Below are 26,163 nucleotides of genomic sequence, written 5' to 3'. Positions count from 1 at the left end.
GTCCGATTAAATTTTCATAGAGTTTTCATGTAATAGAACCCCTAAAACCAGAAGCAATTTTCACACTTTTACTACCGCCTTTTCAAATTTTCAGACTGGATATAAATTAAAGAAGCGGAATCAGCTTGGACAGTTCCTTAGTGTAAGTAGACTATCTGACTTTGAATCGACCAGTTCCTTTTAACCAAGTTGATTTTCCTCTGAATTTTCTGTCTATACTGTCCTTCGTATTTTATTTTACTAACAGCTCCCAACCAAGTAGAAAAATCGGAAGAAGCGCCTGTTATTCTGCACTTCTTCCGATTTTATTAATTATTAGGCTTGAACCATTTGATAGACTTTCTTGAAGTAGAAAATGCGAGCAATCAGATAGTAAACCACCTGAATCAGAATGAAAGCACCTAGTACCTGCCAGCCTGCCAGCTGCATTGACTGATTGAATATATGGTACATAGCTGTCAGTGCAACGATACCATGAATGACAGATACAACGATTGGTGTAAAGAACAGAATTCCGACCTGCTGATTAATCATTTTCTTCAATTCTTTTTTCGTCAACCCAAGCTTATAAATCATCTTGAACTTCTCTACATCGACATCCATATCGCTGTATAAACGGAAATACAAGAAGCTGCCTGCTGAAACGAAGAAGACAATACCGATGAATACCCCAACAAAGAGGATAGGCTTATAGCTGTCTATAATTGTTTGTGTCATGTAGGTTTTTCCGGAAAACTGATAATTCGCTTCTTGTGATTTCCCAAGTGCAATCAGTTCCTCACGTGATACATCCTTCGGCTCCCAGACAGTACCAACTGTATAGGGAACGCCCTCCAGATTTACTGTATCAGGTACGACAATTGTTGTTCCAAAAACAGAGAGAACCTTCTCTTTTTCAGATTTGGCAACAGGCAGCGTCTGTTGATCCGGCAGTGTAATTTGTTGGATAGCCGCCGTCTCATTTCCTGCACTATACTGCGTATCAAAAATCAATTGAATCGCCTGCCCATTCGTTTGTACAGTTGGCTGTTCTGCTATTTCCGCTAAACGATTAAACTCGCTTTCTTTGATATAGCTTACTTGATTTTGATCCGTGTAAATTCTGTAGTCACCACGCTCGGCTTGGACTCCTTTTTGCTCCAATAATCCGGAAAAATCATTAAGAATCGGCGCTACCTCTGCTTCATCTCCTGACAATTGGAACTCATACGGCATCGTATCTGTAGATTCAAGAATCATTTGCTGGAAGCTATAAAGTGTACCAATTGCCGCAAAGGCAACAGTAGAAATGATGGATACTAAAAAGAAAGAGCGAGCATTGTCTTTCATTCGAAACGCCAAATCAGAAAAGACAACCATATTGGTTTTTTTCCAGAAAATCTTTTGACGACTTTTTAACTTTTCTATACTCCATACACTTAATTGATTGAATAAAAATCTTGTTCCAACTACAACCAAAAAGATAACAGGAATCATAACGATTGGTACCAATTGTCCCGGTACTAACAAAGCAACACCATAACCCGCACCAATCAAAAGAATAGCGAGTACACCTTTGACAAATGAACCCTTAAGCGAGCCTTTTCCCATATCTCCGGCTTTTAGTAGCGTCTGTAAGCTCAGCTTTGGTAATCGGAACTGGATGAAGAATGAAATTGCCAGAAAAAGAACAGTAAACGAGCCGATTGTAATCAATAATGCCTGCAATGGGAAATAGAAAGCCAAGTTCACATGAATCAGTTTGTTGCTGACAAATAGAATAAATTGAGAGAAGAAGATACCAGCGATACTGCCAACAAACGTGGCAAAAAAGCCAATTACTAAGTTTTCAATAAAAACCATCCGTTTTAATTGCTTAGGACTCATTCCCTGAATCATTAATAAGCCAAATTCCTTTTTCCGTGACTGGATAAACACATCCATCGAATAAAGAACAAAGAAGAAGGAAAAGCCATAAATGATGATTGCTGCTGCGAGCATCCCTTTTTGTGCGCTGGCATTTAAGCCATCTGATAATGCCGGATGAAAAGCAAACCCTGTAAAGGTGAAGAATACCATGACCGAAAACAGTGTACTAAGAAAGTACGCCATATACAGACGCTTATTCCTCATCGTATTTCGAATAACAAACTGTCTAAAATTCATTGCCAACACCTTCAATCTCTGCCAGATTCACCATGATTTCATCATAAAACTGTTTTTGGCCATTCGTCTGTTTGATTTCTTTAACCAGTTGACCGTCCTTGATGAAAACAATACGTTGGCAATAGCTTGCTGCTAAAGGATCATGGGTAACCATTAATATCGTTGCTTGCTCTCCTCTATTCAGCTGTTGCAAAAGCCCCATAACATCTTTCGACGATTTTGTATCCAAATTCCCTGTTGGTTCATCCGCTAACAACAGCTGTGGTTGATGAATCATCGCACGAGCAACAGCCACACGTTGTGCCTGACCACCGGAAATTTCAGCGATTCTTTTTTTCAATAATGACTCAATCCCCAAACGCTCAGCTAGTGATTGAAGCTTACGTTTCATGACTGAGATTTTTTCACCATCTAGCGTCAATGGCAAAATAATATTTTCTTCTACGGTTAATGTGGGCATCAGGTTGAAGTTTTGGAAAACAAAGCCCAGCTCTCTTCGACGAAATTTTGCAATGGATTCCTGATCCATCTTGTGCGGATTTTTATCATTCAGTACGATTTCTCCTGATGTCGGTTGGTCAATCGTTGCGACTAAATTTAAGAAGGTACTTTTTCCGCTTCCTGAAGGACCCATAATCCCAATAAATTCGCCGTCTTCTACTGTAAGGTCAAGACCTTTCAAGGCCTGATATTTAATTTCATCCCCATAGGTTTTTGTTAGATTATTGATTTTTAACATTGATTTCCACTCCATTTCTTTTCTCGTTCATTCTAAAAGAAACCAAGTGTACAGACAATTGATATGGATAACAGATGACTTACAATTTTGTCACGTCCCTTATTTTCTTGATAAGGAATCAGCGACGCAAGTTGATGAACAATAGCGCCAACTGAAACGCGCAGATATTCTCCCGACTCCAAACAAAAAATGAGTGGATAGACGACTATATCCACTCATTTTTGTTATACTATCCTATTTTCTATCATTTACAGACATCACGCCTCATATTCGATAACATAAGGATGCATCTCTGTATTATAGATTGCTTCTGAGAATTCAACAACTTGGTTCTTTTTCCCAAATGAACGACGAATTCGTTTCATGGCCATTTTCTCAGTTGTATCAAGCAGCTTCTGCTGTTCAGGCGTTAATGTAACAATTTGGAAGCTGTCCTCAAAACGAAAAATTTCAATGCTGTGTTGATCAAGGATTCGATACAAGGATTCCTTATCGAATTGCTCGATTGATACATCCGAAAGCTCTTTTGGAAGATAATAATTAAAATAGATATACGGCTTTTCATCCAACAAATACAGTCTGGAGAACTTTACTGCCTGTTCCCCAAGGCACTTATAAGCAGCTGATTCCTTCGGTAAATCAACTGTCTCCAAATGCAAGCTTTTCTTCACGATATCAAGACCTGACTCATGCAGATACTCTGTAAATGTACCAGCCTTGGATAGCTTATTATATGGACGATTACTCAAAACCGTCGTCCCTTTGCCGCTTTTCTTTTCCAGCAGCTCTTCGTCTGCTAATATTTCTATCGCTCGACGTACAGTAATTTTACTGACATCAAAAAGTTCTTCCAGCTCAGATTCTGTCGGCAGTAATGAACCAACCGGATATTTTCCGTTCAAAATATCAGCCTTGATTTGTTCCGCCACATCCATATACAACACGCTTTTTCTTCTCACTATCTTCCACCTCAATTTTTACTTGATGAACCACTCATTGTAGTCTCATACCCTTTATCCCCATGAAACCAATCTTTTTCATACGCATTCTACCACTGACAAACTCAGAGCTTCAGCAGCAAGACTCAGTAATAACTTCTTAATGGCCTTTTCTTTTTTCCAATCGCTTCTGCTGCTTCTTTTCAAACACAAGCTGCTTTTTCTCTAATTTTTTGTCTCTGCTTTTATGCTTTCTTTCCTGCTTTTGTGCTTCTCTCTGCTCAGCCATTGCCAGCTGCGCCTTGGTTGACAAAATCGGCTTACTCTTCTGTCTTTGAAGCATCCTTTGCATTCGCTTGGGACTAATTTTTCTATTTCCTTGCTCCTCAAGCGTGATAGTTCCATGCCAGTCTGTCTCTATAATCTCAGGTAATTGCTCATAAACGAACCGATAAACTTCCTGGTCATTCGGCTCAGCACCAAATACATGACGATGAACTCTCAATCGCCCTTCTGTATCTTGATACTTTACCAACCCGCTCCAATACTGTCCATCAAAATAAATCGTTAGCTCCATACTGCTTCCTCCTTGTGTATAAATCCAGCAGGAATTCGTGTACATGAACGATGAACAAACGTCATTTTTCTTGTAATGAAATCTTTGACAGGATTTATATAAATAGAAAAAGAACAATGGACGACCCAGGAGGGAAGGTTACTGACAAGAACTGCTTTTGGACTACCAACCAAAATGTGTTTTTTTGCTCTCATACTAATCATACAATAAAAGAGAAGGATTGCAATTCCATTAAATATATTTTCTTTGTAATTTGTGAGCAAGAGCTCTTTCCAGCAACCCAAAAGTAACAAATAAAATACATCGCAAAAAATTTAGCCTCTTACTCCTAATTTAACAGGAAAAATAAATTATTTTTTTCTACTCATTTTTTCAGCAATAACGAAAAAAATGACTGAGAGCATTGCTGTAGCTCTCAGTCATTTCTAATGTTTTTCATTTCCTGTTTTATTCTATTATTTATGGCTGCTCCATATCATGCTCCGGCAGTTCTTCCTCCGGCTCAGCCTCCATAAAAACTTTTCTTGGCTTACTGCCTTCAGACGGTCCAATCACATGATTCTCTTCCAGCTCATCAATCAAACGAGCGGCACGGTTATAGCCGATTCTAAATCTACGCTGCAGTAAAGAAATACTGGCTGTCTGCATTTCAATTACCAGCGCTTTCGCTTCTCCGTAAAGCTCATCCTGCGGATTTTCTCCACCGCCACTGCTGGAAACCTCCTCAGTTGGCATCATGTCTTCCTGATAATCCGCACCTTGCTGTTCGGTCACAAAAGCAACAACACGTTCAACCTCTTGATCCGAAATGAACGCTCCTTGCACACGAATTGGTTTATTCTCTCCCATCGGCAAGAATAGCATATCGCCTCGTCCAAGCAGCTTTTCTGCACCATTGCTGTCGATAATTGTTCGAGAATCCGTTCCGCTGGAAACAGCAAAAGCCATTCGAGAAGGAACGTTTGCTTTAATAATCCCTGTAATAACATCCACACTTGGTCGTTGTGTCGCAAGAATCATGTGGATACCAGCCGCTCGCGCCATTTGCGCCAGACGAATAATTGCATCCTCAACTTCATTGCTGGCAACCATCATCAAATCTGCCAGCTCATCTACAATAACCACGATAAATGGTAGAATCGGACGATTTTCACCATCCTCCAAATTCTTCTGAATCACCAAGTTATTGTACCCAGAGATATTTCGAACACCTGCTGCTGCGAATTTTTCATAACGAAATTCCATTTCCTGAACGACCTTTTGTAGTGCCTGAGCCGCTTTACGAGGGTTCGTTACAACCGGAGTCAACAAATGCGGAATACCGTTATAAACATTTAGTTCAACCATTTTTGGATCAATCATCATCATTTTTACTTCATGCGGCTTCGCCCGCATCAAAATACTTGTAATGATTCCATTGATTGCGACTGACTTCCCACTACCTGTAGAACCGGCTATCAGCATGTGAGGCATCTTCGTCAAATCTGCGGATTGTACCATACCTGAAATATCTCTTCCTAAAGGAACCTCCAGCAGCTTATCAGGATGACTCGGTTGCGCTTCAACAATATCTCTGAACGAAACAGTGCTCACGGTACTGTTAGGCACTTCAATTCCTATTAATGATTTACCTGGAATCGGTGCCTCCATCCGTACATCCTTCGCAGCTAATGCAAGGGCAATATCATCTGTTAATCCAACAATCTTACTAACCTTGACACCAACTGCCGGCTGAACTTCAAACTTCGTAACAGAAGGTCCGAGACTAGCCTTAACTACTTTGGCATCTACACTAAAGCTGCGGAAGGTTTGTTCCAGTACCGTAATATTTTGCTCAATTTTTTGGTATTCATCACTTTGGTCTGTTGCCGGAATAGAATCCAGTAAGGATGGTGATGGCAGCTGATAATCTCTATCTTCTGTCTCAGCAGCAATCTCAAATTCTAAATCTGCTCCATCTTCATATTCAACAGGTTCATCCATGTCCACAGCTGGCTGTTCTTCATCATAATACTCATCATAGTAGCCCGATTCTTGATTTTGGAAACTATCAATTGGTACAAGTGTCAGCTGTTCCGGCTCCTGTTCAGGAACTTCATATTGCTCCATCTCTGCTTTTGCAAGCTGCTCTCCCGGTGTATGCTCTCTGACTTGATTTTTCTCTAGCCATTGCTCGGCCATTTCTTTCGCGCGCTCTTGTTTTTCCACTTCTTTCAGCTTCTTTTTCTCAGCCCGCTTTTCAGATTGTGCTGATAAGCGCTCATCGCTTTTGGCAAATAGATTTCCCATCATTTGACGGAACTTCTGAATGCCGTCGAGTATCTGTTGAAAGTCCAGCATGCTCACCATAAAACCACCTAGTGCAATCAAGATTATTGCAACGAGATAGCTTCCCGGCTGAGCAACAAGAAAATGGGTTATCGAGTAAAGCGTCGCACCAATCATTCCTCCGCCCACATTCTCCTTCACAACATTTCTAGTCAAATCCATCTTTAAAAAGTCCCATGTTGTATTAAAAATATCAGGATTACTACTGCCAATATTTCTGAACCAATACGCATGTATGAACAGTAAGATTCCTATATAAACCAAACTGCCGCCCATAATCTTTCGAGTTGATTTTATAGGGAAATTATCGCCAAATAAAATCAAAGAAAAACCATAAAGCATTAATAGAATCGCCGCTGCTGAGTAGGTGTTGCCCACAACCAGACGTAATCCATTAGCAATCAATACACCCAAGAAACCTAATTTTAATACCCCGAATAAACCAAAAAATACGAAGAAAATACCTATAAAAATATAACGCAGCTGTTCCTGCTGCTTTTGCTGTTTTTTGGTTTTCTTTTTCTGCGCCATTGCTCTCCTCTTCCTTTTTGAGGAAACAGGTCAGGTAACTTCCCTGTTTCTTTATTTTGGAGGTTCGATATCTATTATTCTAGTAGGTCATACATAAGAATAATAGTTCTCCTCTTCCTTTTTGACAGAACTACTCAAATAATTTCGTAGTTCTTTCTTTTTAGTGGTCCGATGGCCATTATTTCTAGATGTTCCTACAAAAGAATAATGGCTCTCCTCTTCCTTTTTGTGAGAACTACTCAAGTGATTTCGTAGTTCTTTCTTTTTAGTGGTTCGATATCTATTATTCTAGAGGGTCATGCATAAGAATAATAGTTCCTCTTCCCTTTGGAATTTTGCCAGCACTGCATCTGGGTGCTTATTCATATAAGAGTAAAATTCTTCTCTTTCCGATAACCTCCATTATACCTAAAAAAGAAGACGAACAAAAGTACCCCCATTCGTTTTAGTGTTCAATTAAAAAAATTTCAATTATCTGTTCTGTTTTTCATCAGCAAAAAGTAGCTATATTATGAATTTACTACAGCTTATGAAATAATTATCGCTTTAATGTTACATGCTAAGAAATATTAACGAAACATATTTGACTTATTTGTAATGTTGTGTAATAATTCAGTAGAAAAGGGGAAGAAATATTGGAGGGTTTATATTGGGTAGAAAATTATTTTGCGAGATTTCGCCAACCACGTATCAGATTTCAATTTTAAAGAACAGAGCAGGTAGAACTATACGCGACACATTAAGTCGTCAAGCCTTTGCTTCTGAAAAAAGAAAACTCAGACTTCCTGTGTCTATCTATAAGCATCGCTCATTGATTCGAAGGAAGCTTGGAAATGTCGATTTACATTTACAAAATAACAAAGCAGAAAATCTGGCGATAGCTACACCAAAGATTTCTGGAATAGTAATCAAGCCCGGTGAAGTTTTTTCTTTCTGGCAGCTTGTCGGTCCTTGTAAAGAAAAGGATGGCTACAAAGAAGGTTTAATGATAGGAAAGGAAGAATCTATTAGCGGAATAGGCGGCGGTATGTGTCAGTTTACTAATCTTATCCATTGGATTATCCTACATACACCGTTTGAGATTGTTGAACATCATCACCATGATGGCTTAGACCTTTTTCCTGATTTTGGACGTGTGATTCCTTTTGGTACTGGAACATCCATTGTTTATAACTATTTGGATTATCGTTTTAAAAACACAACAGACCAAACCTATCAATTGATTACCTATACAGATGAAGTCTACTTGCATGGTGAGCTCTATGCTGAAAAGGAACAACCTTATAGCTACCATATCAAGGTGGAGGATGAGCATTTCAGTCGTGAACAGGGAATTGTCTACCGTAATGGCAAAGTCTACCGCAACATCATCGAAAAAAGAACTGGAAATGTAATAAAGAAAGAATTAATTAAAACCAATCATGCAAAAGTTGTTTACGATACCGCAAATTTAACTATCGTTGAACGATAACTTTATGAGCTCCAGCCTTTGTCTAACGTATCTTTTATATGAGAAAACAATAAGCCGTAATATACTGGAAATGCGAAAAGTCATTTCAGTATATTACGGCTTATTTATGAAGACTTTCAAGGACTTGTTATTATCGCACCCACATAACGCAGCTTTATTCCACCGCTTGTTCATCTTTAATGTATGGATAAATTTTCGTCTCGATTATTGTCTCAAACTCTTTTATTATTCATTGTCATCTCCCATTGCTGCACGTAATGCTGCTGCTAATGGACTTTCCTCCGGCTCATCCTTCTGCGAATACTTCTTCATCAGACGACGTTCCTCATGCTTGGTCATTTTCTTGCTCCGTTGCTTTTTATCCTCGATTTTTTCGCTGATTGAGCACGTATTACACTTGAAGTAAGCACCGTTCTTCCCTTCAATAATCACCATTTTTTTATGGCATTGAGGACAACGATGGTTAGTTGTTTTAGGGTCCTTTCTTCTTCTGTAATTACAATCTTGGCTGGAGCATACATAGATTTTTCCGTCTCTGGTATTCTTTTCCCGTAGGTTTTCACCGCACTCCGGACATTTCTTTTGAGTAATTGAAAAATCTTGATACTTGCTTTCGCTTTGCTTAATTTCACTGACCAAGCGTTTCGTATCTTCTTCAATTTCCTTCAGGAAGGACGTACTGTTTTTTCTGCCCTTCGCAATATCCTCAAGTGTTTTCTCCCATGTTTCCGTCAACTCAGGTGTCACAAGTGATGGGTTGACCAGCTGAAGCAGCTGTTTGCCTTTTGGTGAAACCAAGAGGCCTTGGTTGGTCCGCTCCATCAGCTCAGATTTTATCAGCTTCTCAATGATTTCAGCTCTGGTAGCCGGGGTTCCCAAGCTATGCTTCTCCATGGCACCAAGCAATGTGCCTTCATTCAATGGCTTTGGCGGAGAGGTTAACTCTTTGTTAATAGTGAAGTTTGCCGGAATGACCATGCCAATCTTCCAGTCAGCACTGATAACAGCTTCTTCCTTCTCTTGCTTCCAGCCGGCTTCCTCAACCTTATTTTGGCGGAAGACAAACTGTTCCTTGCCAAATTGAACAGTGATTTTTCGCTGATTGGCCCGATGTGGTTTCGCAAACAAGCCTAAGAAACGGTTAACAATCATCAAATAAATTTTTTGTTCGTCATTACTCAGCTTTTCAAATCTTGGTGACTGCTCTGTTGGTATCAATGCATGGTGATCGCTGACTTTAGTATTGTTGAAGACCTTATCTTGAACGACTTTACCGCCGTTTTTCAAGTAGGCTTTTGCTTCCGGGAAGCTAGTGCTTATCGCCTGTAGACGTTCCTTCATCGTTTCCTTCATATCCGTCGTCAAGTACTTGCTGTCCGTTCTTGGATAGGTCACGATTTTATGAAATTCGTAGAGACTTTGAACGAGAGACAACGTCTTTTTAGCAGAGAATTGATAGCGCTGATTGGCGTCCCTCTGAACCTCAGTCAAGTCATATGGCAACGGCGCATGCTCCGTTTTTATTTTATCTTGAATATCAGTGACTTTACCTTTTTGTTTGCTTAACTCCTTCACAAAGGCTTCAACTTCGTTCCGTTCCTTGAAAGCAAACTGGTTTTTCTGAACCAAACGACCTTTTTCCTTTTCGTGGAGCAAGTCCACAGTAAAATAGGTTTGCGGACGAAATGCTTCGATTTTCTTCTCTTGGTCGCGAACCAGAGCCAAAGTAGGGGTCTGGACACGTCCGGCAGACAGGCTATCCTGATACTTTACAGTCAATGCTCGCGTAACATTCAACCCTACCAGCCAATCCGCCTTAGCTCTTGCTAAAGCAGAATAATAAAGATTATCGTATTCCTTCGCCGGTTTCAGCTGCTTAAACCCTTCTTTAATCGCTTTATCGGTTTGAGAAGATATCCATAACCGTTTTACGGGCTTGTCGAAACGAATATACTCTAAAATCCAACGAGCAATAAGCTCACCCTCACGTCCGGCATCAGTTGCAATCACTACTTCCCCGACATCTTTTCGATTTGCCAGCTGTTTAATGGCCTTCAATTGATGACCAGTCTTCGGAAGAGGTTTGATTCCTAATTGTTTAGGCAGCATCGGCAAAGTATCCATCTGCCAGCTTTGCCATTCTTTATTAATATCCTCAGGCATTTTCAGCCCAAGTAAGTGACCTAAAGCCCAAGTAACAATGGCTGTCGGCCCTTCATAGTAGCTTTTATTCTTATTATTCGCTTTTAACACCCGGCTCAAATCCTTCGCAACACTGGGCTTTTCAGCGATAATCAATTGTTTTTTAGACATATATTTCTCCTTTGTTTTTTCTGTATCCATCCCTAGAAATCCAGCACTCAGACAAACAAACACCTGGTTATGGGATATATAGAAAGCTGCTAGTTAACCAGCCTCCTACCAAATCTATACATACGTTTGATTATAACAAATCCTGAGCCAAATTAATCTATCTTTTTATAAATCTAATATAATGGGTAAAACCGACAGAGGAATGAATAACACTCATCTTTCCCTTGAGATAAAGAAATAGCCGAGGGAAAACACACCTCAGCCATACCTCATCTACTTATTTTATTGTGAAACCAAATTGCTTTTACAACATCGCGGTTTTGCACATTCATTTGCTGTTACATAAAGATCCTTCACACTTTCAAAGCTCACTTGCTCGTCATTTTGCAATAGGGCCAAGCCCTTATATTGTTGAAGGTCTTCATCGCATTCATCACACCAGCGTTCATCTCCATCATTCCAAAAGGCAGAAAGATAATTTGGTTTAGCATTTGTATATGTATATTCTGAAGAAATTTCCTGCCACTTTTGCAGGTAGTATGTAGCTGCTTCATCCAAACAATCAAATTTGCGTTCTTCTATGATATCTTCGCGCCAGTCTTCGAAAAACCACCATGGTTCATTATCACCGTACATTGTTATCACTTGATACACATTTTTCACCTCTTTAAAGTCATACAAGTGCTATTGTAGTCAGTTCCATCGGAAGATGCAAGTAATTGAACTGTTAAAAAACGACAGTTATTTATTAAATAACAATGAATAGCTGAACTAAACATGGTGTAGAAGCTAGTTTAGTTCAGTCTATTCAATGACTGCCCGTGCCTTTTGACAACGGGTTAGTCCGCTTTTTTTGAGTTAAATATATTGAAGTGTTTTTTCTTCTTTGTACGCATGGTCAATCAGACCTCCGCCCAGACATTCCATGCCATCGTAAAACACGACTGCTTGTCCCGGCGTAATCGCACGAACTGGTTCATCAAAAATCACTTCTGCTCGTTGATTATCCAATAAACGAACAGTCACCGGTACATCTTGTTGACGGTAACGGAATTTCGCTGTACAACGGAACTCTTTTGGTCTTTCTGAATTCGTTGTGAAATGAATCTCACTGGCATCTAAATGTGTTGCGTAAAGTGTTGGATGATGGAAGCCTTGTCCAACATACAATGTATTGGTTGCCAAATCCTTACCAATCACAAACCAAGGTTCTTGTGTTTTTCCACCGCCGCCAATGCCCAGACCTTGACGCTGACCAATCGTATAATACATCAATCCGTCATGTTGGCCTTTGATTTCACCGTCTTCTGTAACCATGTTTCCTTTTTGAGCAGGCAGATAGTTGCTTAAGAAAGATTTAAAATTCTTTTCTCCGATAAAGCAAACGCCAGTCGAATCCTTTTTCTTAGCAGTCGCCAAACCGGCACGTTCAGCAATCGCCCGTACTTCGGATTTTTCCATGCCGCCAAGAGGAAACATCGTTTTAGCCAGTTGTTCTTGTGACAGTTGGCTCAGGAAATATGTTTGATCCTTATTATTATCTATCCCTCTAAGCATATGAACTGTACCATCTTCATCTCTGCTCACTTGAGCATAATGACCAGTCGCTACATAATCTGCGCCTAGCTGCATGGCATAGTCCAAAAATGCTTTGAACTTGATTTCCTTGTTACACATCACATCAGGATTAGGGGTTCTGCCTCGACGGTATTCCGCCAAAAAGTATTCAAAGACACGATCCCAGTATTCCTTTTCAAAATTGACAGAATAATAAGGAATACCTATTTGATCGGCAACCTTTGCCACATCCTTATAATCCTCGGTAGCTGTACAGACACCATTTTCGTCTGTATCATCCCAGTTTTTCATGAAGATACCGACTACATCATAGCCCTGCTCTTTCAACAAGAGCGCTGTTACCGATGAATCGACACCGCCACTCATTCCGACAACAACACGTGTTTCGCTGTTATCTTTCATTGTATCACCATCATTTCATTTAGATTCTGAAATATCCACGATTTGAAGGTCGCTGTTTCCAGTGATACCAATTATACTAGGATTTTTCAAGATGTAAAGCTGTTAGCCGCAAGCTTAATGGACTCCTTATTTATTCGAAAATCAACCTTTCTCTTTCGTTTTTTGAATCAAAAAACGGCAGAAGATTTGTTGTCTTCTACCGTTTCTATCTATTATTTCACTAGTTGATACAGCCCGGCTACGACCTCATCTGCCTCAGGGAGATTTTCTTTTGTTCCAATCCCTACTACATACATGCCCGCTGATTTTCCTGCCTGCACACCGGCCTGTGCATCCTCAAAAACGACACACTCATTTGACTTCAAACCAAGCCCCTCTGCCGCCTTCAAAAAGACCTCCGGATCTGGTTTGGCATTTACTACCTTCGTTCCATCAATAATTTCATCAAACAACTCATAGATATTTAGGCTTTTCAGAATGGATACTGCATTTTTACTGGCTGAGCCTAAAGAAATTTTTACGCCTTCCTCTCTCAATTGAAGAAGATACTCCTTCGCTCCGGCTAAAAGCTCCTTTTCTGTCATATCCTTGATAAATGCCAGATACCAATTGTTTTTCAGCTCTCTAAGACGGCTCTGCTCTAATTCGTCCTTTTCGATACCACCAAGCCCCAACAAAATCTCTAATGAACGAACACGACTGACTCCTTTCAACTGTTCATTGTCAGCCTCTGTAAAGTCGATTCCCAGCTGGTCTGCCAGTTTTTTCCATGCTAGATAATGGTATTTTGCCGTGTCTACCAGTACGCCATCTAAATCAAAGATTGCTCCCTTCATTGCTTCCATACACTTCCGCCTTCTTTCGTTACTTCTATTCGATAAATCTCTTGTTTCAGTTGAATACTAAAGCTCATTTTCTGCCATTTTTCCGGCAGCTTAGGATTCACTGAAATCTCACCGTCCTTGATTTCCAATCCCGCAAAGCCTAAAACTGCGGCCATCCATGCACCGCCATTCGCCGCCGGGTGGGTTCCGCCAATATAAATCGTACCGGCAAACTGTTTAGACGCGCCTGTCAAATCAACAGATGCTGTTTTCATAAAATACGGGTAGGCCCATTCCGGATCGCCTATATCACAAGCCAGTAACGCATAAATACACGGGCTTAATGAAGAACCATGCTCTGTCCGAGGTTCATAATATTGCCAATTTCTTTTTTTCACTTCTTTTGAATACTCGTCCTTAAATAAGGTCAGCAACAAAACGACATCTGCCTGTTTCAATATTTGTGTATCGGCAGCAACACCATATGCACCACCCCAGTATTCCTTAGGATCAAGCAGACGAGAGCGGACCGTTTCTACTGTCGTATCCTCCAAATCAAAATACCCATCAAACTGTTCGATTAGCCCTGTCTGCTCGTTTGGTTTAGGCACGTACAAACCTTCCTTCAAGGTCTGCAGCTGCTCCATGTCCCTTTGATAATCAAGCTTTCGAATCAATTCTTCACGTTTAGTTGGATCTGCTTCCAGGCGTTCCAACGCCTGGATAGCAATATCAATTGTATAAGCTGCCATTTTGTTGGTATACGCATTATTGTATACACGTTCATGGTACTCATCCGGACCAATCACATCAATCAATTCAAATCGTTCTTTCTCCGGTCGATAATATGCATAGGAGTTATAGAAGCGTGCACACTCTAAAATTACCTCTGCCCCACCGTTGATTAACAGGTTCAAATCCTCTGTCATCAAATAGGTCTGCCAGATACCACACGCAACGGCTGCGCTGATATGAATTTGCTTATCCCTGAAATACGTACGCATAGGGCGATTGGTAAACACATCAGTCACGTTATAATCAGAGCAGGCATCCTGACCACTCTCCTGACTCTCCCACGCATAAAATGCGCCACGAAAGCCATATTCCTTTGCTTTATCTCGTGCTCCGTTCAATGTCTTTATCCGATAATCAATCAAATTTTTAGCAGTTTCCGGTGCAGTATATAGAAAGAACGGCAGCATGAACATCTCTGTATCCCAGAATATCGCGCCCTTATAGGTCTGACCAGATAATCCTCTTGCCGGAATAGAAGTCGTCTGTCCATGATAAGGAGCTGTAAGCAGCAGCTGATAGATACTATAGCGCAACGCTAATTGTGCTTCATCATCTCCTTCAATTTCTACATCTGACAGTGACCAGCGATTTTGCCACTCGGCTTCATGCGCTTGCTTTAACACCTCATAGCCGAACTGGTTTGCTGAGAAGCTGGCCTTCACAGCTTCGTCTAAAGGCTCTTTCGTATCTTGAGAGGTATAAATTGCCACTGACTTCGTCAGCTGGTAAACAACACCCGCTTGAGCAGTGAAGTCAAGCTGTCGAAATACCCCCTTCTCTGTTTCTAAAAGCTGTTCCTCTGCTTCAAATGTTCGACTGATTGTGTCAGCGACTGCTATCTTATGCTTCAGCTCACCGCTTACAGCGGATACCGCGATTGTCTGCCCTTCTGAATACTCGTCATAATCAAACAGGTGGGGACCATTAATATCCCAGATATCGCCATCGATTCCAGTGACTAGCCGAACCCTTGCCGTTTTCTCCAAAGAAAAGGAATACCTCATATGCAACAAATGATTATCGGTACTACTGGCAAAACGCTCGCTTTCAATCGTAACCTCCCCAACCTTTTCAGCGAAAACTGTTTTACGCTGATGCACTGCTCGTTGCATATCCAACTCCTGTGAATGAGTAATAACCTCACTTGTCCGAAGATCCATCGCTTGATTATCTATAAACAGCTGTGTATAAAAACCATTTGGCGCATTAATCGGCTCACGCCATGCCGAACCCCGCTGATCATAGATACCAGCTAAATTACAGGCTACAAGCTCTTCCTTCCCATATTCCTCCATTGTTCCTCGATACCCTAGATAACCATTACCTATAAGAAACTTATTGCCAAAATCAACGGTCTTTTCAAGCTGTCTGCCCGTCTCTATAACATGCCAACTCATCGTTTTCCCTCCTTCATCGTTCCCACTTCTATCAAGTCTTTGACTAGACTGATACTGCGCCTTCAGCTTTGCCCCATTCATCATTGTTGATGATGGAAAGCTGTAAAAAAGGAGATGGCTGCTGATTTCCAACGTTCCATCTCCTGCTGTCAGCCATAGCTGGTGCGCTTATCAGCTGTGTACTCTTACTTTCATTTAATCTCTTACTCTCCTGTCCAGTTATGAACGTTGTAACTGCCATTCCTCAGGAGTTGACAACTCGCTTCCTTTTCCATCAATCAGTCGTTCTTCGCCATAAATGGACAAAAGAATACTGTCACCTTTCACGATTCGCAATGCAACGGTTGTCGTAGACGTCTTCACTTCGATAATCCGATTTCGATATTCAATACGGAATGAATAGCCTGTCCATTGCTTGGGTACAACAGGATTCAATACCAGCTGCTCGCCATCGCTGCGTAAGCCGCCAAAGCCATAAACAATATTCATCCATGCCGCTGCAATTGATGTCGTGTGAAGTCCCTCATTAGTGTTTCGATTGTAATTATCCAAATCCATTCGTGTCGCAAAGCTGAAAAAGTCAAAGGCTTCATCAAACTTCCCTAATTCTGCCGCCAATACGGAATGAATAGATGGAGAAAGAGACGATTCATGGATTGTTCTTGGTTCATAATAATCATAGTTTGCCTGTTTTGAATCCTTTGAAAAGCGTTGATTATACAAGAATTGGAACATCAGCACATCCGGCTGCTTAATCATATCGTTTCGATAAATACGGTCATAGGACCAGTGACTATACAATGGAAAATCTGAAATTGGAATATTGTCTATATCAATATGAGGCAAGTCGAAGTACCCTTCATGCTGTTCAATTACGCCATCTTCTCTTTCGAAAAACAGTGTTTCTTCTGCACAATGCTGCCAGTTATTCCACTCTTCTTCAGAAAGTCCGGTTCTAGTCATTAGCTGCTCCAGTTGTTCCGGCATTGCTACACTCATCCGTTCAAGCACTTTGATTGTATAGTCAAATGTCTGCTGGGCCATATAGTTGGTATACGCATTGTGATTCACCATGACCTGAAACTCATCCGGACCCATCACACCATAAAAACCAAATTTTTTCGTTAGCTGACTCCAGTCCCCTCGAGACTCTAAAAAGCGTGAGATTTCCACCAGCATTTCAATTCCATGACCATATAAGAATGCTTGATCGTCTGTCAGATGGACATAGTGCCAAATACCATAAGCAACTCCGGTACTTGGTTGAAACTGTGTACTGGCATGCTGCCATAAGTCACAGGCCTCTTCTCCGTTCAACGTTGCTATCGGATAACAAGCCCCTCTGCAATCTAAATCCTGAGCCCTGCTTCTTGCTGCATCCAACGTTGAATAACGAAACTCCAGCAAATTTTTTGCTGCCTTGGGATTATTGAATAAATAGTAAGGCAAACAACAAGTTTCTGTATCCCAAAAAGCATGGCCGCTGTATGCTTCACCAGTCAATCCCTTTGCCCCAATATTATTGGAAGGATTTTGTCCATGGTAGGTCTGTTGAAGTTGGAAAATACAAAAGCGGATACCCTGTTGATTCTTCTCATCTCCTTCAATTTGAATATCAAACTGATCCCAAATATACGCCCAATAATCCTGCTGTTCCTTTTGTGCCTGCTCATAGCCCAAACTTACTGAATCAGCTAGTGCTTTAGTGCCTTCCAGCCAAAGAACGTCTTTGGAGACCTCCTCTTTCTTTATCACGTTGACGACTAGCTTTTCAATAATTGTTTCCCTATTTTGTGTCAGCGGAACAACCAAGCTGTAGCCGATTTTCTTCTCTGCTTCTATACGTTTTTTCTTATAATCCTGATTGATTACCAAGTGGAACCCTGAAAATATTTGCTGCTTCGTCGTAACTGTCTGCCCGACAATGGCAAGTGCTTCAAGCTCCTCTAGTTCCCCCTTCTGCTGCTCTTCCCAAAAAGAAATTGGCTCTTCACCATGTTTGGTATTGAAATCGATTCCCGTTTGTACCTGAATATCTCCGGAAAAATTGAGTGGCTCAAAAGAAATTTTTTGATACCCATTCGTCGATTTTTCCATATGTAGAAACCGTTCAAAGATTATTTTCACTTGTTTTTTAGTTTTTGTAGTCCAGATGAAGGAACGAGTTAACACTCCTGTACGCAAATCTAGTTCACGATAAAAGGCTTTCACATCCGCAGTATTCATATCCAATCTTTCATCATCTAACCAAATTGCCGTATCCAGCCAGTTCACTGCATTCAGCATAAAATGCGGTTTCGTCACAATTCCTTTATAGTGAGACAATGCTTCCTTACGGCTGAACTCATAAATCCCATTGAAATAGCTGCCTAAAAGACTATCTCCGGAAGTTCCCTCTTCAAAATAACCTCGAACCCCCATATATTCATTTCCTAAAGAAAAAATTGATTCTGATACCCGTTCATAGCCTGGATTAAAGCCTTCCTCAACAATTTTCCAAGGGTCCAGTTTAAAATAATCATCTGCAGTCTTTGCCATAAAATACACACCACCATTTTTCTTTTATAGTACGTTTTTTGAAACAAAATCCGAGGATGTACATAAAAACATCCTTATCTATATTCTTTGTTATCGTCTAATTGATTTTTGTTACGGATTGGCGGACAATCAGCTCACCCGAAAGCAAGTACAGAGGCTGAACCTCTTGATCAGATTTATCAATAATTGCAATCAGTTTGATTAACGCCATCTCGCCTTTCTTGACATGATCCAAACGAATCGTTGTTAGCGGCGGATCATTGATTTCCGCGTAACGAATATCATCAAAACCAATAATTGATATTTTCTCTTTATCATAAATGCCCTGCTCTTTTAAGAAATGGATAAAAGAGGCTGCTAAGAAGTCCGCAGTTACAACAACCGCCGTAAATTCTTGTAAGTGCTCAGTCATTTTATCAAACTCGCCTCGTCGAAACAGATGCTTCCGTTCAAAGCTAAGCTGATGATCCTTCAAGGCCTTCTTAAAGCCTTGATAACGCTGCTCAATAACCCCTGTTGTATCTTCATCAAACGGATACGTCAGGAAAGCAAATTTCTTATGTCCATTTTCAATTAAAAAGTTTGTCGCAATCATTCCGGCTTCAAAGTCATCCGAATTAATAAATATGCGGTCATGACTATGTTCAGCCAAGTACTCTTGTTTTTTTGCCAGATGTGTATCGACAAATACAATGGGCGACTGAATAATCTTGTTAATCTCGCTATAGAACTGCGGAGAAACACCAACAGCGATAAACCCTTCGAATTTCCAGTTTCTTTGAACCGCTTCCACGTCTTCGACAGAAGTAACATTGTGGATTAAGGTAAACATACCAGCCTCTTTGGCCTTGCGTTCAATTCCCTCCAACACCTCAGTAACGAAGGGATCCGAAAAATCAACATCGACTTTGTCCGAGTAGTACAGCAAACCTATCAGCTTGGAGGAAGACTGTACCAATGCACGCGCATTCATATTCGGTGTATAATTATATTTCTTGATGATTTCTTCGATTAGTTCAATTTTATCTTTAGAAACTCGATGAGCCTTTTTATTGATGACATTTGAAACAGTTGTAACACTAACTCCTGCTTCTTTGGCAATCTGTTTGATTGTTACCCGCATATTCTTCACCGTCTTCTTGTTTATTTACAACTATTATATCTATAAGTCAAAATAGTATGCAAACTTTCTTTTTTTATTTTCCTGAACCGCTGGCAACTCCAGCAATAAATTGCTTTTGGAAAATAATATAAACGATAATTACCGGTATGATTGAGATGGAAGTTGCTGCAAACAAACCACCATAATCTGTACCGTACTGCCCGTTAAACATTCGAAGCCCGACAGAGATTAACTGCTTTTTCTCATCATTAATTACTAAGAACGGCCATAGAAAGTCTTCCCAGCTCCACAGAAATTGAAAAATCGCCAGACTTGCAATGGTGTTACGAGACATCGGCAGAATAATTTTGTGAAAAATGAAGAAGTCTGATGCACCGTCAACACGGGCAGCTTCAAGCATTTCATCGGATATCTGTGAAATGGATTGGCGAAACATAAAGATACCAAAACCGCTGACCATTGCCGGAATAATCAATGCCTTATACGAATCCAGCCACCCAAAATCCATCATCATCTCATATTTAGGAATGATTGTTACCGCCCATGGCAGCATCATTGTACTCAACACGACACCAAACAGTAAATTTCTTCCTTTAAATCGAAACTTGGCAAACACGAAACCAACAAGGGCGCTGGAATAAATTGTGATTGCAGTAATCGCTACAGAGATGAGCAAGCTGTTAAAGAACATCCGCATGAAATTAAATTTTTCCTGAACATCCACATAATTTTGAAAGGTTGTCGGTGTTGGAAAAAGGCCACCATCTACTCTGACAATCTCTTGATTGGTCGCAAAGGAAGACAAAAGCATCCAAATAAATGGCACTACGGTTATCAATGCTAAAAACAATAAGAATAGGTTGAAGACAATCTTTTTCGTTTTCATTTATCCAACTTCCCTTCCCCTGTGATTTTGAACATGAGAATTGTCAAAAACCCAATAATCACAAATAGAATAATTGCCATTGCCGAAGCTGTCCCAAAGTTATATTTCTCAAATGCTTCGTCAAAGATTAGATAAGAAATGACATAGGTACTTGTTCCCGGTCCACCCTTAGTCATAATCAATATTTGAATGTATGCCTGCAAGTAGGTAATCAGAGATGTGATGACAACAAACAATGTTGTTGGTCTCAAGAGCGGCCAAGTAATACGGCTGAATCTCTGCCATTTATTGGCACCATCCATATCAGCAGCTTCAAATACATCTTCCGGTAATCCCATCAAGCCGCCTAGGAAAATAACTGTCGCATAACCAAAATCCTTCCAGATTGTCATGATAATAATCGCAGGCATCGCCCATTTTGAATTCATCAGCCAATTAATATCTAAGCCAAAAATCTTATTAATCAAGCCAAACTGGGGATTGAACATCCACATCCAGACAAAGGAAACTGCTACTAATGGCGTGATTGTCGGCATGTAAAACATGCCTCTGAAAAATGTCTTGAAGCGTGCTAGCTTTGAATACAACAAGGTTGCCAAGCCTAACCCAAGAACCACTCGAAACAGCACGGAGAAAAATGAAAAGATGAATGTATTGCTCATCGACTGCCAAAACAGTTTATTCGTCAGCACATTTTTAAAGTTTTCCAAACCCACATAATCATATTTGTCGATTAAAGGATTCCAGTCATGCAGACTTCCTGCAAAAGCTTTATAAATCGGATAAACCAGAAAGACGGCAAAATAGAGGACCAGTAGTGTGATTGTCACATTCCTTAGATTGATGAATGCAGGTTTTATTGTTTTTTGTTCCATGATTACTCCCCCTTCATTCTTTTGAAAGGGAGGTCGGGGAAATCCCCGACGACCTTTCAAACTCTATCTATTTTGCTTCGTCAAAAAACTCATAGCTGGATTCCAGAGAAGTAAAGTCAGTATCCTTCATCTCAGATTCCATCTTCTCTTGACCGTCTTTGATTGCCTGCTTTATATCTTTACCGTTGTATAATACATCATCCAACGTTTGATCGGCAGTTTTCTCAACAGTTGCAGGGAATGCACCCGGCCAAATGAGACGATCCACACGAGGTGCAATTGCACTCAATACCGGATTTTCTAAAATTTCAGCATCATCCGCCAAGGATTTTTTCGTTGGGAAAGAAGCAAGTGACAATGCACCCTTTTTAGAATAGTCATCGTTCGCCAAGCAATACTTCAAGAAATCCTGTGCAACAGCCTGCTGTTCTTCAGATTGGTTTTTATTGATTCCCGGTGTACTTTCGCCATTATAACGGTCATAGGCAAACGGCGTTTCTTCTGTTGGTGTTGGTGTCGGAAACACCCCGAAATCGATATCCGGATAGTTCGTATTCAACTCGTTCAAATACCAGCCCCACATGTAGACCATTGCTGATTGACCATTACCAAAGCTTTGTTTTGCTTCCTTACCAAAGTCTTTTGAACCAACCTTATCCTTTTCATACAAATCAATCAGGAACTGCATGTTTTCAAGGGTTGTTTTGTTATCATAATTGACTTTTGTACCATCATCCTTAAATAGCAGTGTGCCTTTTTGATAGTTTAAGCCTTCATAAATTGCACTATAATTTTCAAAGTTATAGTTGAAACCGGCCTGCGTGATTTGATCTCCCTCGGTCTTCGTCAGCTTCTTCGCAACCTCTCTGAACTGATCCCAAGTCTTCGGAATATCTGCATCGGTCAATCCAGCTTCTTTCCACATCGCTTTGTTATAGTAAATATTCCCTGTATTAATCAAGCTGTCTGTGTAATAAACCTTACCGTCAATCACATGCGGGTCAACAGAGGTGAAATCCGCTTTTAAGTCATCTACTGGAATGTCATATGGTGCTAAATAGGGAATCAAAATATCATGTTGAGAATTATGAATATTAAAAATTGCCGGTCCATCTTTCCCTTTTAATGACAATGGGAGCTTGGTCCAATAGTCTTCCCACGGTTGATTAACGATTTTAATTTCTACATTCGGATAAATTTTTTCATATTCTTTCGCCATCTCGATTGCCGGATCACCTTCGTTCCATGTCCAATAGTCAATCTTGATAGGCTCTCCATCATTCACCAGTTTGTTTGGATCGAACTGAACCGTTTGACCAATGACATCCATGCCCTTATCTTCCGTCGTATCCTTTGTACCTGAGCTTGCTCCCTCATCTTTACCGGATGAGGAACAGGCAGCCAACCCACCGACTAATAATACTGAAAACAACGCTGTGATGAACTTCTTCTTCATTGTAAGCCCTCCTAGAATTTATAAGGTTTAACGTTAAACTTAATCTTACAAACAAAGTTTAACGTTAAACTTAAATTATGTCAAGCGCTTTCATATAGATATTTTAGATTTTATTGCAAAATAATACTCATTTTTGTTATTCAATTGTACTGGTTTTCATAATCCACAGTATTTGCTTATCCATTCCTTATAGAATAGTAACGAGCTTTCAAACTCTGACTACTTTGATAACTGAAGACTGCTTCGTTGCAGAATATGCTCTTTCAGTTTATTTCTTAAACATATTTCTGTTGCAAGCTCTTATGTTATTGAATTTCTTTCAATACTATTTTTAGTTCTCTCTTATTTCTATAAAACACGAGAACATGATAAATACTCATTTTATAAATAGACTAATGTCTCAGTTACAGCCACACCGTTCAATAGACTAAACTGAGTAGAAGCACTTGACCAGCCTTAATCACAAAAAAGGATGGGTTTCCCCGTCCTTCTTAACATTAAATAAATTTTTTGTTTTCAAGCTATACGAATCCGTGCTAAACAATCGGCATATAAATATCAGTGAAGCTCTTATCTTTCATATTCTTCGGGGGTTCAGTAACATACAGTTCAAAGGGAATCGCATCTCTAGGCTCAGCCTTCCCTTTAAAAAGCCACTCTTTATACATGTACTGCCACGCCTCTCCATATTGATTAGCAGACAACTCAAAATGTCCTACGCCAAATTTTCCTGTGATGCTGGATACACAAATAGTACCGCTCTCAATAATTTCTACATTATCAGGAATTGTCATTGCGACACTTGTACGAAGATTTTTTTCATCCGTAATAAATGGATTATCGTTGTACATTGTTAAAACTTTTGTTTCATCAGGAATAATAAGATTATTTTCAGTTGCAAAAGCAAACAGCTCTTTAAACAATATCTTGCTTTGTTTTCGAAACTCAGTGTAGCTTCCTCTAAAGCGAATGTAGATAATCCTTTGCTCCTTCCATTCTTCTGTAGTAATAGTAACCGGTTCAATCATGGTGCCCCTCCTCATTAGTCTATAACATTCTTTACAGTAGTCATTATTTCATGAATCCGGCAACACTTCTTGACAATTCTTGCTGTTTTCTATACTTCAATGGACTGATTCCAAAATGTTTCTTAAAGCTTCGGCTAAACGAGCTAGAGTCACTATATCCATAGTCCAAAGCAATAGTTGTTATAGAGATATGGGGATTTACACAAAGGAAAATAGCAGCCCTTTCCAATTTGACTCGTAGCACAAATTCGTTGACTGTCTCAGTCGAATATTTTTTGAAGATTCGATGAAAATGGAACTCCGATAAGTGGGCGTTCTTTGCCAAATCAGATAGAAATATAGGCCTTTTTAAGTTTTGTTCAATATAGTCCTCCGCTTTATTAATTAGACGGAGATATACTTGTTTGGAATTAGTTATTGCCATTTTTATTCTCCCTCACTCAAAGTCCTTAAATGTTTACCTATTTGAATCTAAGTATAGCAGAATAATTTATTGTTAGTGTATAAGACAAAAAAGAAGCTTGCAGCTCATTGGCTGCAAGCCTTCCTATGATAAGCGAATAACTCTTCTGTTCCTTCTATTTTAAGCAGCTTACTCAAAACAGTTTTTACGAAACTTTCAGTTCCCACCTTTATACTTTTTCAAACACACCACGGCTAATCATTCCATCCATCAGAAAATAAAATTTCTCCTGACTCATGATATGCTTTTCATTTTTGAAAATATTCATAGACTTCAAGCCGTTTGCAGTCGTTACAGACATTTTCAATGTTTGTAAGTCCTTAGAAACTGTAATTTTCAGCTTAAAGCCTTCCTTGCTTTGCGGTGTTGCATCCAATGAGCGAATCAATTGGAAATTACCGGAATTCGTTTCTGTAAAGCCGTTATCTCTTAGTGTATAACGTTTTGCTGCAGGATTCACTTTGTAAAATACGTCTGATCCTTCTACTGCTGCTGTTTCCTTAAATGCCATCTTCTCACCTCTTTATTTCATTTCATCTTTTATTATAGTAGGAAAGTGTCACTTTTTCTAGTCAAATTCTATAAAATCTATACTAATTCTTTAGTCGTTGAACAGTCTTAATCAACAAATCAGCAAAGCGTATCATCTCTTCTTCTGTATTTCCATAGCCAAAGCTGATTCTAAGCGATTCCTTTACGGCTGGGTGACCTTTCCCATAAATAGCTTCCAACACATGAGAAGGATCAACCGTTCCTGCTGTACAAGCAGAACCAATCGAGACAGCCACACCATTAAGATCCAAATGCATTAACAATAAATCACCGGAGACACCTTTGAACCAAATATTCAAAATATGAGATAACTTATTTTCGCAATCCCCATTAATCTGATAATCAATCCCAGCCTCACTCAGCTTATCTAAGATGATTTCTTGGAAATCCTTATTTTTAGCTTTATGAGCGGCTTTCTCTGCTGGTGTCAGCCATTCAACAGCTTTCCCCATTCCCGCTATTCCAGCAATATTTTCTGTTCCAGCACGTCTTTTTTCTTCCTGCTCTCCACCACGCAACAAAGGTTGAAAAACTAGGCCATCTCTTTTATATAAGAAACCTACACCTTTGGGACCGTTGATTTTATGACCTGAAGCACTCAGAAGGTCTATACCCATTTCCTTTGGAGAAATCTCTTCAGAACCATAAGCTTGTACCGCGTCTGTATGGAACACGGCTGGATGCTCCTGTAGTATTTCACCAATTTCCTTGATAGGCATCAACTGGCCCGTCTCACTATTTCCATAAACAATTGAAACCAAAATCGTATCTTCTCTCAACGCTGATTTAAAATCCTTCAATATAATTCGTCCAGATTCATCCACGGGGAGATAGGTCACGTCGTAGCCTTTGCTTTCCAAATAGCGCAGCGGCTGCAAAACAGCAGGGTGTTCCACCGCTGTCGTGATAATGTGCTTGCCCTGCTTTTTCATTACCTCTGCTGTTTCAATAATCGCTGTATTATCGCCCTCTGTTCCACCGCTTGTAAAAATAATTTCATGAGGCTTGACCTTTAAGCTGTCAGCGATTACCTGACGAACCGCTTCCAACTTCTGATGTGCCTCTCGTCCAACACCATGGATACTGGATGGGTTGCCAAAGATACTGTTCATCACTGTTGTCATTTCTTCGATCACATCCGGATGCATCGGCGTAGTTGCTGCATGATCTAAATAAATGTATTTCATCGGGTTCGTCCTTTCTT

Annotated in this window: 21 protein-coding genes; 1 reads left to right on the top strand and 20 read right to left on the bottom strand. The window is 40.0% G+C overall.

What is annotated here, in order from left to right; translation table 11 throughout:
• Nucleotides 1–315 precede the first annotated feature (315 nt).
• The 5 genes from IW510_RS02505 to IW510_RS02485 all read right to left on the bottom strand — a co-directional run bounded on the left by IW510_RS02505 (nucleotide 316) and on the right by IW510_RS02485 (nucleotide 7,258).
• A complete protein-coding gene (locus IW510_RS02505; protein ID WP_202056490.1) occupies nucleotides 316–2,145 on the bottom strand; it encodes an FtsX-like permease family protein in 1,830 nt (609 codons plus the stop codon).
• Nucleotides 2,135–2,884, bottom strand: coding sequence for an ABC transporter ATP-binding protein (locus tag IW510_RS02500; RefSeq protein ID WP_202056489.1), 750 nt, complete (start codon nucleotides 2,882–2,884; stop codon nucleotides 2,135–2,137). Before IW510_RS02500 ends, IW510_RS02505 begins: the two co-directional genes overlap by 11 nt.
• Before the next feature lie 257 nt (nucleotides 2,885–3,141).
• A complete protein-coding gene (locus IW510_RS02495; RefSeq protein WP_202056487.1) occupies nucleotides 3,142–3,843 on the bottom strand; it encodes a GntR family transcriptional regulator in 702 nt (233 codons plus the stop codon).
• Between the two features lie 139 nt (nucleotides 3,844–3,982).
• On the bottom strand, nucleotides 3,983–4,399 hold the full coding sequence (locus IW510_RS02490; protein WP_202056486.1) for a YjdF family protein: 417 nt from the start codon (nucleotides 4,397–4,399) through the stop codon (nucleotides 3,983–3,985).
• 459 nt (nucleotides 4,400–4,858) lie between these two features.
• Nucleotides 4,859–7,258 carry an FtsK/SpoIIIE family DNA translocase gene (locus IW510_RS02485; protein ID WP_202056485.1) on the bottom strand — a complete coding sequence of 800 codons (2,400 nt, stop codon included), beginning with the start codon at nucleotides 7,256–7,258 and terminating at the stop codon, nucleotides 4,859–4,861.
• A 649-nt stretch (nucleotides 7,259–7,907) separates the two neighbouring features.
• Between IW510_RS02485 and IW510_RS02480 the strand changes: the two genes are divergently transcribed.
• On the top strand, nucleotides 7,908–8,729 hold the full coding sequence (locus tag IW510_RS02480; protein WP_202056484.1) for a VanW family protein: 822 nt from the start codon (nucleotides 7,908–7,910) through the stop codon (nucleotides 8,727–8,729).
• 225 nt (nucleotides 8,730–8,954) lie between these two features.
• Here the strand turns inward: IW510_RS02480 and IW510_RS02475 are convergent, their stop codons facing one another.
• The 15 genes from IW510_RS02475 to IW510_RS02405 all read right to left on the bottom strand — a co-directional run bounded on the left by IW510_RS02475 (nucleotide 8,955) and on the right by IW510_RS02405 (nucleotide 26,146).
• On the bottom strand, nucleotides 8,955–11,042 hold the full coding sequence (locus IW510_RS02475; RefSeq protein WP_202056482.1) for a DNA topoisomerase III: 2,088 nt from the start codon (nucleotides 11,040–11,042) through the stop codon (nucleotides 8,955–8,957).
• A 282-nt stretch (nucleotides 11,043–11,324) separates the two neighbouring features.
• On the bottom strand, nucleotides 11,325–11,696 hold the full coding sequence (locus tag IW510_RS02470; protein WP_202056478.1) for a DUF1033 family protein: 372 nt from the start codon (nucleotides 11,694–11,696) through the stop codon (nucleotides 11,325–11,327).
• Nucleotides 11,697–11,900: 204 nt separating this feature from the next.
• Nucleotides 11,901–13,022 carry a tRNA 2-thiouridine(34) synthase MnmA gene (gene mnmA, locus IW510_RS02465; protein ID WP_202056476.1) on the bottom strand — a complete coding sequence of 374 codons (1,122 nt, stop codon included), beginning with the start codon at nucleotides 13,020–13,022 and terminating at the stop codon, nucleotides 11,901–11,903.
• A gap of 212 nt (nucleotides 13,023–13,234) precedes the next feature.
• The gene (gene pgmB / locus IW510_RS02460; RefSeq protein WP_202056472.1) at nucleotides 13,235–13,867 is read right to left on the bottom strand and encodes a beta-phosphoglucomutase; all 633 of its coding nucleotides are present in this window, start codon (nucleotides 13,865–13,867) and stop codon (nucleotides 13,235–13,237) included.
• The gene (locus IW510_RS02455) at nucleotides 13,855–16,038 is read right to left on the bottom strand and encodes a glycoside hydrolase family 65 protein (RefSeq protein WP_202056471.1); all 2,184 of its coding nucleotides are present in this window, start codon (nucleotides 16,036–16,038) and stop codon (nucleotides 13,855–13,857) included. The genes pgmB and IW510_RS02455 overlap by 13 nt, the downstream gene beginning before the upstream one ends.
• Before the next feature lie 43 nt (nucleotides 16,039–16,081).
• Complete coding sequence (locus tag IW510_RS02450; RefSeq protein ID WP_202056468.1) at nucleotides 16,082–16,279, bottom strand: hypothetical protein; 198 nt, start codon at nucleotides 16,277–16,279, stop codon at nucleotides 16,082–16,084.
• On the bottom strand, nucleotides 16,258–18,576 hold the full coding sequence (locus IW510_RS02445; protein WP_202056466.1) for a glycoside hydrolase family 65 protein: 2,319 nt from the start codon (nucleotides 18,574–18,576) through the stop codon (nucleotides 16,258–16,260). The genes IW510_RS02450 and IW510_RS02445 overlap by 22 nt, the downstream gene beginning before the upstream one ends.
• A 97-nt stretch (nucleotides 18,577–18,673) precedes the next feature.
• Nucleotides 18,674–19,699 carry a LacI family DNA-binding transcriptional regulator gene (locus IW510_RS02440; RefSeq protein WP_202056464.1) on the bottom strand — a complete coding sequence of 342 codons (1,026 nt, stop codon included), beginning with the start codon at nucleotides 19,697–19,699 and terminating at the stop codon, nucleotides 18,674–18,676.
• Between the two features lie 73 nt (nucleotides 19,700–19,772).
• A complete protein-coding gene (locus IW510_RS02435) occupies nucleotides 19,773–20,585 on the bottom strand; it encodes a carbohydrate ABC transporter permease (RefSeq protein WP_202056461.1) in 813 nt (270 codons plus the stop codon).
• Nucleotides 20,582–21,460, bottom strand: coding sequence for a carbohydrate ABC transporter permease (locus IW510_RS02430; protein WP_202056459.1), 879 nt, complete (start codon nucleotides 21,458–21,460; stop codon nucleotides 20,582–20,584). Before IW510_RS02430 ends, IW510_RS02435 begins: the two co-directional genes overlap by 4 nt.
• 67 nt (nucleotides 21,461–21,527) lie before the next feature.
• The gene (locus IW510_RS02425; protein WP_202056457.1) at nucleotides 21,528–22,916 is read right to left on the bottom strand and encodes an extracellular solute-binding protein; all 1,389 of its coding nucleotides are present in this window, start codon (nucleotides 22,914–22,916) and stop codon (nucleotides 21,528–21,530) included.
• A gap of 536 nt (nucleotides 22,917–23,452) precedes the next feature.
• Entirely contained in the window at nucleotides 23,453–23,944 is a 492-nt protein-coding gene (locus tag IW510_RS02420; protein ID WP_202056454.1) for an AraC family transcriptional regulator, read from the bottom strand.
• 43 nt (nucleotides 23,945–23,987) lie between these two features.
• Entirely contained in the window at nucleotides 23,988–24,368 is a 381-nt protein-coding gene (locus IW510_RS02415; protein ID WP_202056449.1) for a helix-turn-helix transcriptional regulator, read from the bottom strand.
• A 208-nt stretch (nucleotides 24,369–24,576) separates the two neighbouring features.
• Nucleotides 24,577–24,918 carry a DUF1831 domain-containing protein gene (locus tag IW510_RS02410; protein WP_202056447.1) on the bottom strand — a complete coding sequence of 114 codons (342 nt, stop codon included), beginning with the start codon at nucleotides 24,916–24,918 and terminating at the stop codon, nucleotides 24,577–24,579.
• An 82-nt stretch (nucleotides 24,919–25,000) separates the two neighbouring features.
• Nucleotides 25,001–26,146, bottom strand: a complete 1,146-nt coding sequence (locus IW510_RS02405) for a cysteine desulfurase family protein (RefSeq protein ID WP_202056444.1) — start codon at nucleotides 26,144–26,146, stop codon at nucleotides 25,001–25,003.
• Nucleotides 26,147–26,163: the final 17 nt, after the last annotated feature.

This window comes from Enterococcus sp. BWR-S5 (assembly GCF_016745255.1).
GTDB lineage: Bacteria > Bacillota > Bacilli > Lactobacillales > Enterococcaceae > Enterococcus_L.
The sequence above is the reverse complement of the archived record's forward strand: the minus strand, read 5'-3'. Positions and strand labels throughout refer to the sequence as shown.

Bases quoted from the DNA above. Each gene is read 5' to 3' on its own strand.
- IW510_RS02430 (WP_202056459.1), bottom strand. From the start codon at position 21,460: ATGGAACAAAAAACAATAAAACCTGCATTCATCAATCTAAGGAATGTG.
- IW510_RS02450 (WP_202056468.1), bottom strand. From the start codon at position 16,279: ATGGCAGTTACAACGTTCATAACTGGACAGGAGAGTAAGAGATTAAAT.
- IW510_RS02455 (WP_202056471.1), bottom strand. From the start codon at position 16,038: ATGAGTTGGCATGTTATAGAGACGGGCAGACAGCTTGAAAAGACCGTT.
- IW510_RS02500 (WP_202056489.1), bottom strand. From the start codon at position 2,884: ATGTTAAAAATCAATAATCTAACAAAAACCTATGGGGATGAAATTAAA.
- IW510_RS02440 (WP_202056464.1), bottom strand. From the start codon at position 19,699: ATGCGGGTAACAATCAAACAGATTGCCAAAGAAGCAGGAGTTAGTGTT.
- IW510_RS02505 (WP_202056490.1), bottom strand. From the start codon at position 2,145: ATGAATTTTAGACAGTTTGTTATTCGAAATACGATGAGGAATAAGCGT.
- IW510_RS02490 (WP_202056486.1), bottom strand. From the start codon at position 4,399: ATGGAGCTAACGATTTATTTTGATGGACAGTATTGGAGCGGGTTGGTA.
- IW510_RS02420 (WP_202056454.1), bottom strand. From the start codon at position 23,944: ATGATTGAACCGGTTACTATTACTACAGAAGAATGGAAGGAGCAAAGG.
- IW510_RS02485 (WP_202056485.1), bottom strand. From the start codon at position 7,258: ATGGCGCAGAAAAAGAAAACCAAAAAACAGCAAAAGCAGCAGGAACAG.
- mnmA (WP_202056476.1), bottom strand. From the start codon at position 13,022: ATGAAAGATAACAGCGAAACACGTGTTGTTGTCGGAATGAGTGGCGGT.
- IW510_RS02410 (WP_202056447.1), bottom strand. From the start codon at position 24,918: ATGGCATTTAAGGAAACAGCAGCAGTAGAAGGATCAGACGTATTTTAC.
- IW510_RS02445 (WP_202056466.1), bottom strand. From the start codon at position 18,576: ATGGCAAAGACTGCAGATGATTATTTTAAACTGGACCCTTGGAAAATT.
- IW510_RS02425 (WP_202056457.1), bottom strand. From the start codon at position 22,916: ATGAAGAAGAAGTTCATCACAGCGTTGTTTTCAGTATTATTAGTCGGT.
- pgmB (WP_202056472.1), bottom strand. From the start codon at position 13,867: ATGGAAGCAATGAAGGGAGCAATCTTTGATTTAGATGGCGTACTGGTA.
- IW510_RS02405 (WP_202056444.1), bottom strand. From the start codon at position 26,146: ATGAAATACATTTATTTAGATCATGCAGCAACTACGCCGATGCATCCG.
- IW510_RS02415 (WP_202056449.1), bottom strand. From the start codon at position 24,368: ATGGCAATAACTAATTCCAAACAAGTATATCTCCGTCTAATTAATAAA.
- IW510_RS02435 (WP_202056461.1), bottom strand. From the start codon at position 20,585: ATGAAAACGAAAAAGATTGTCTTCAACCTATTCTTATTGTTTTTAGCA.
- IW510_RS02475 (WP_202056482.1), bottom strand. From the start codon at position 11,042: ATGTCTAAAAAACAATTGATTATCGCTGAAAAGCCCAGTGTTGCGAAG.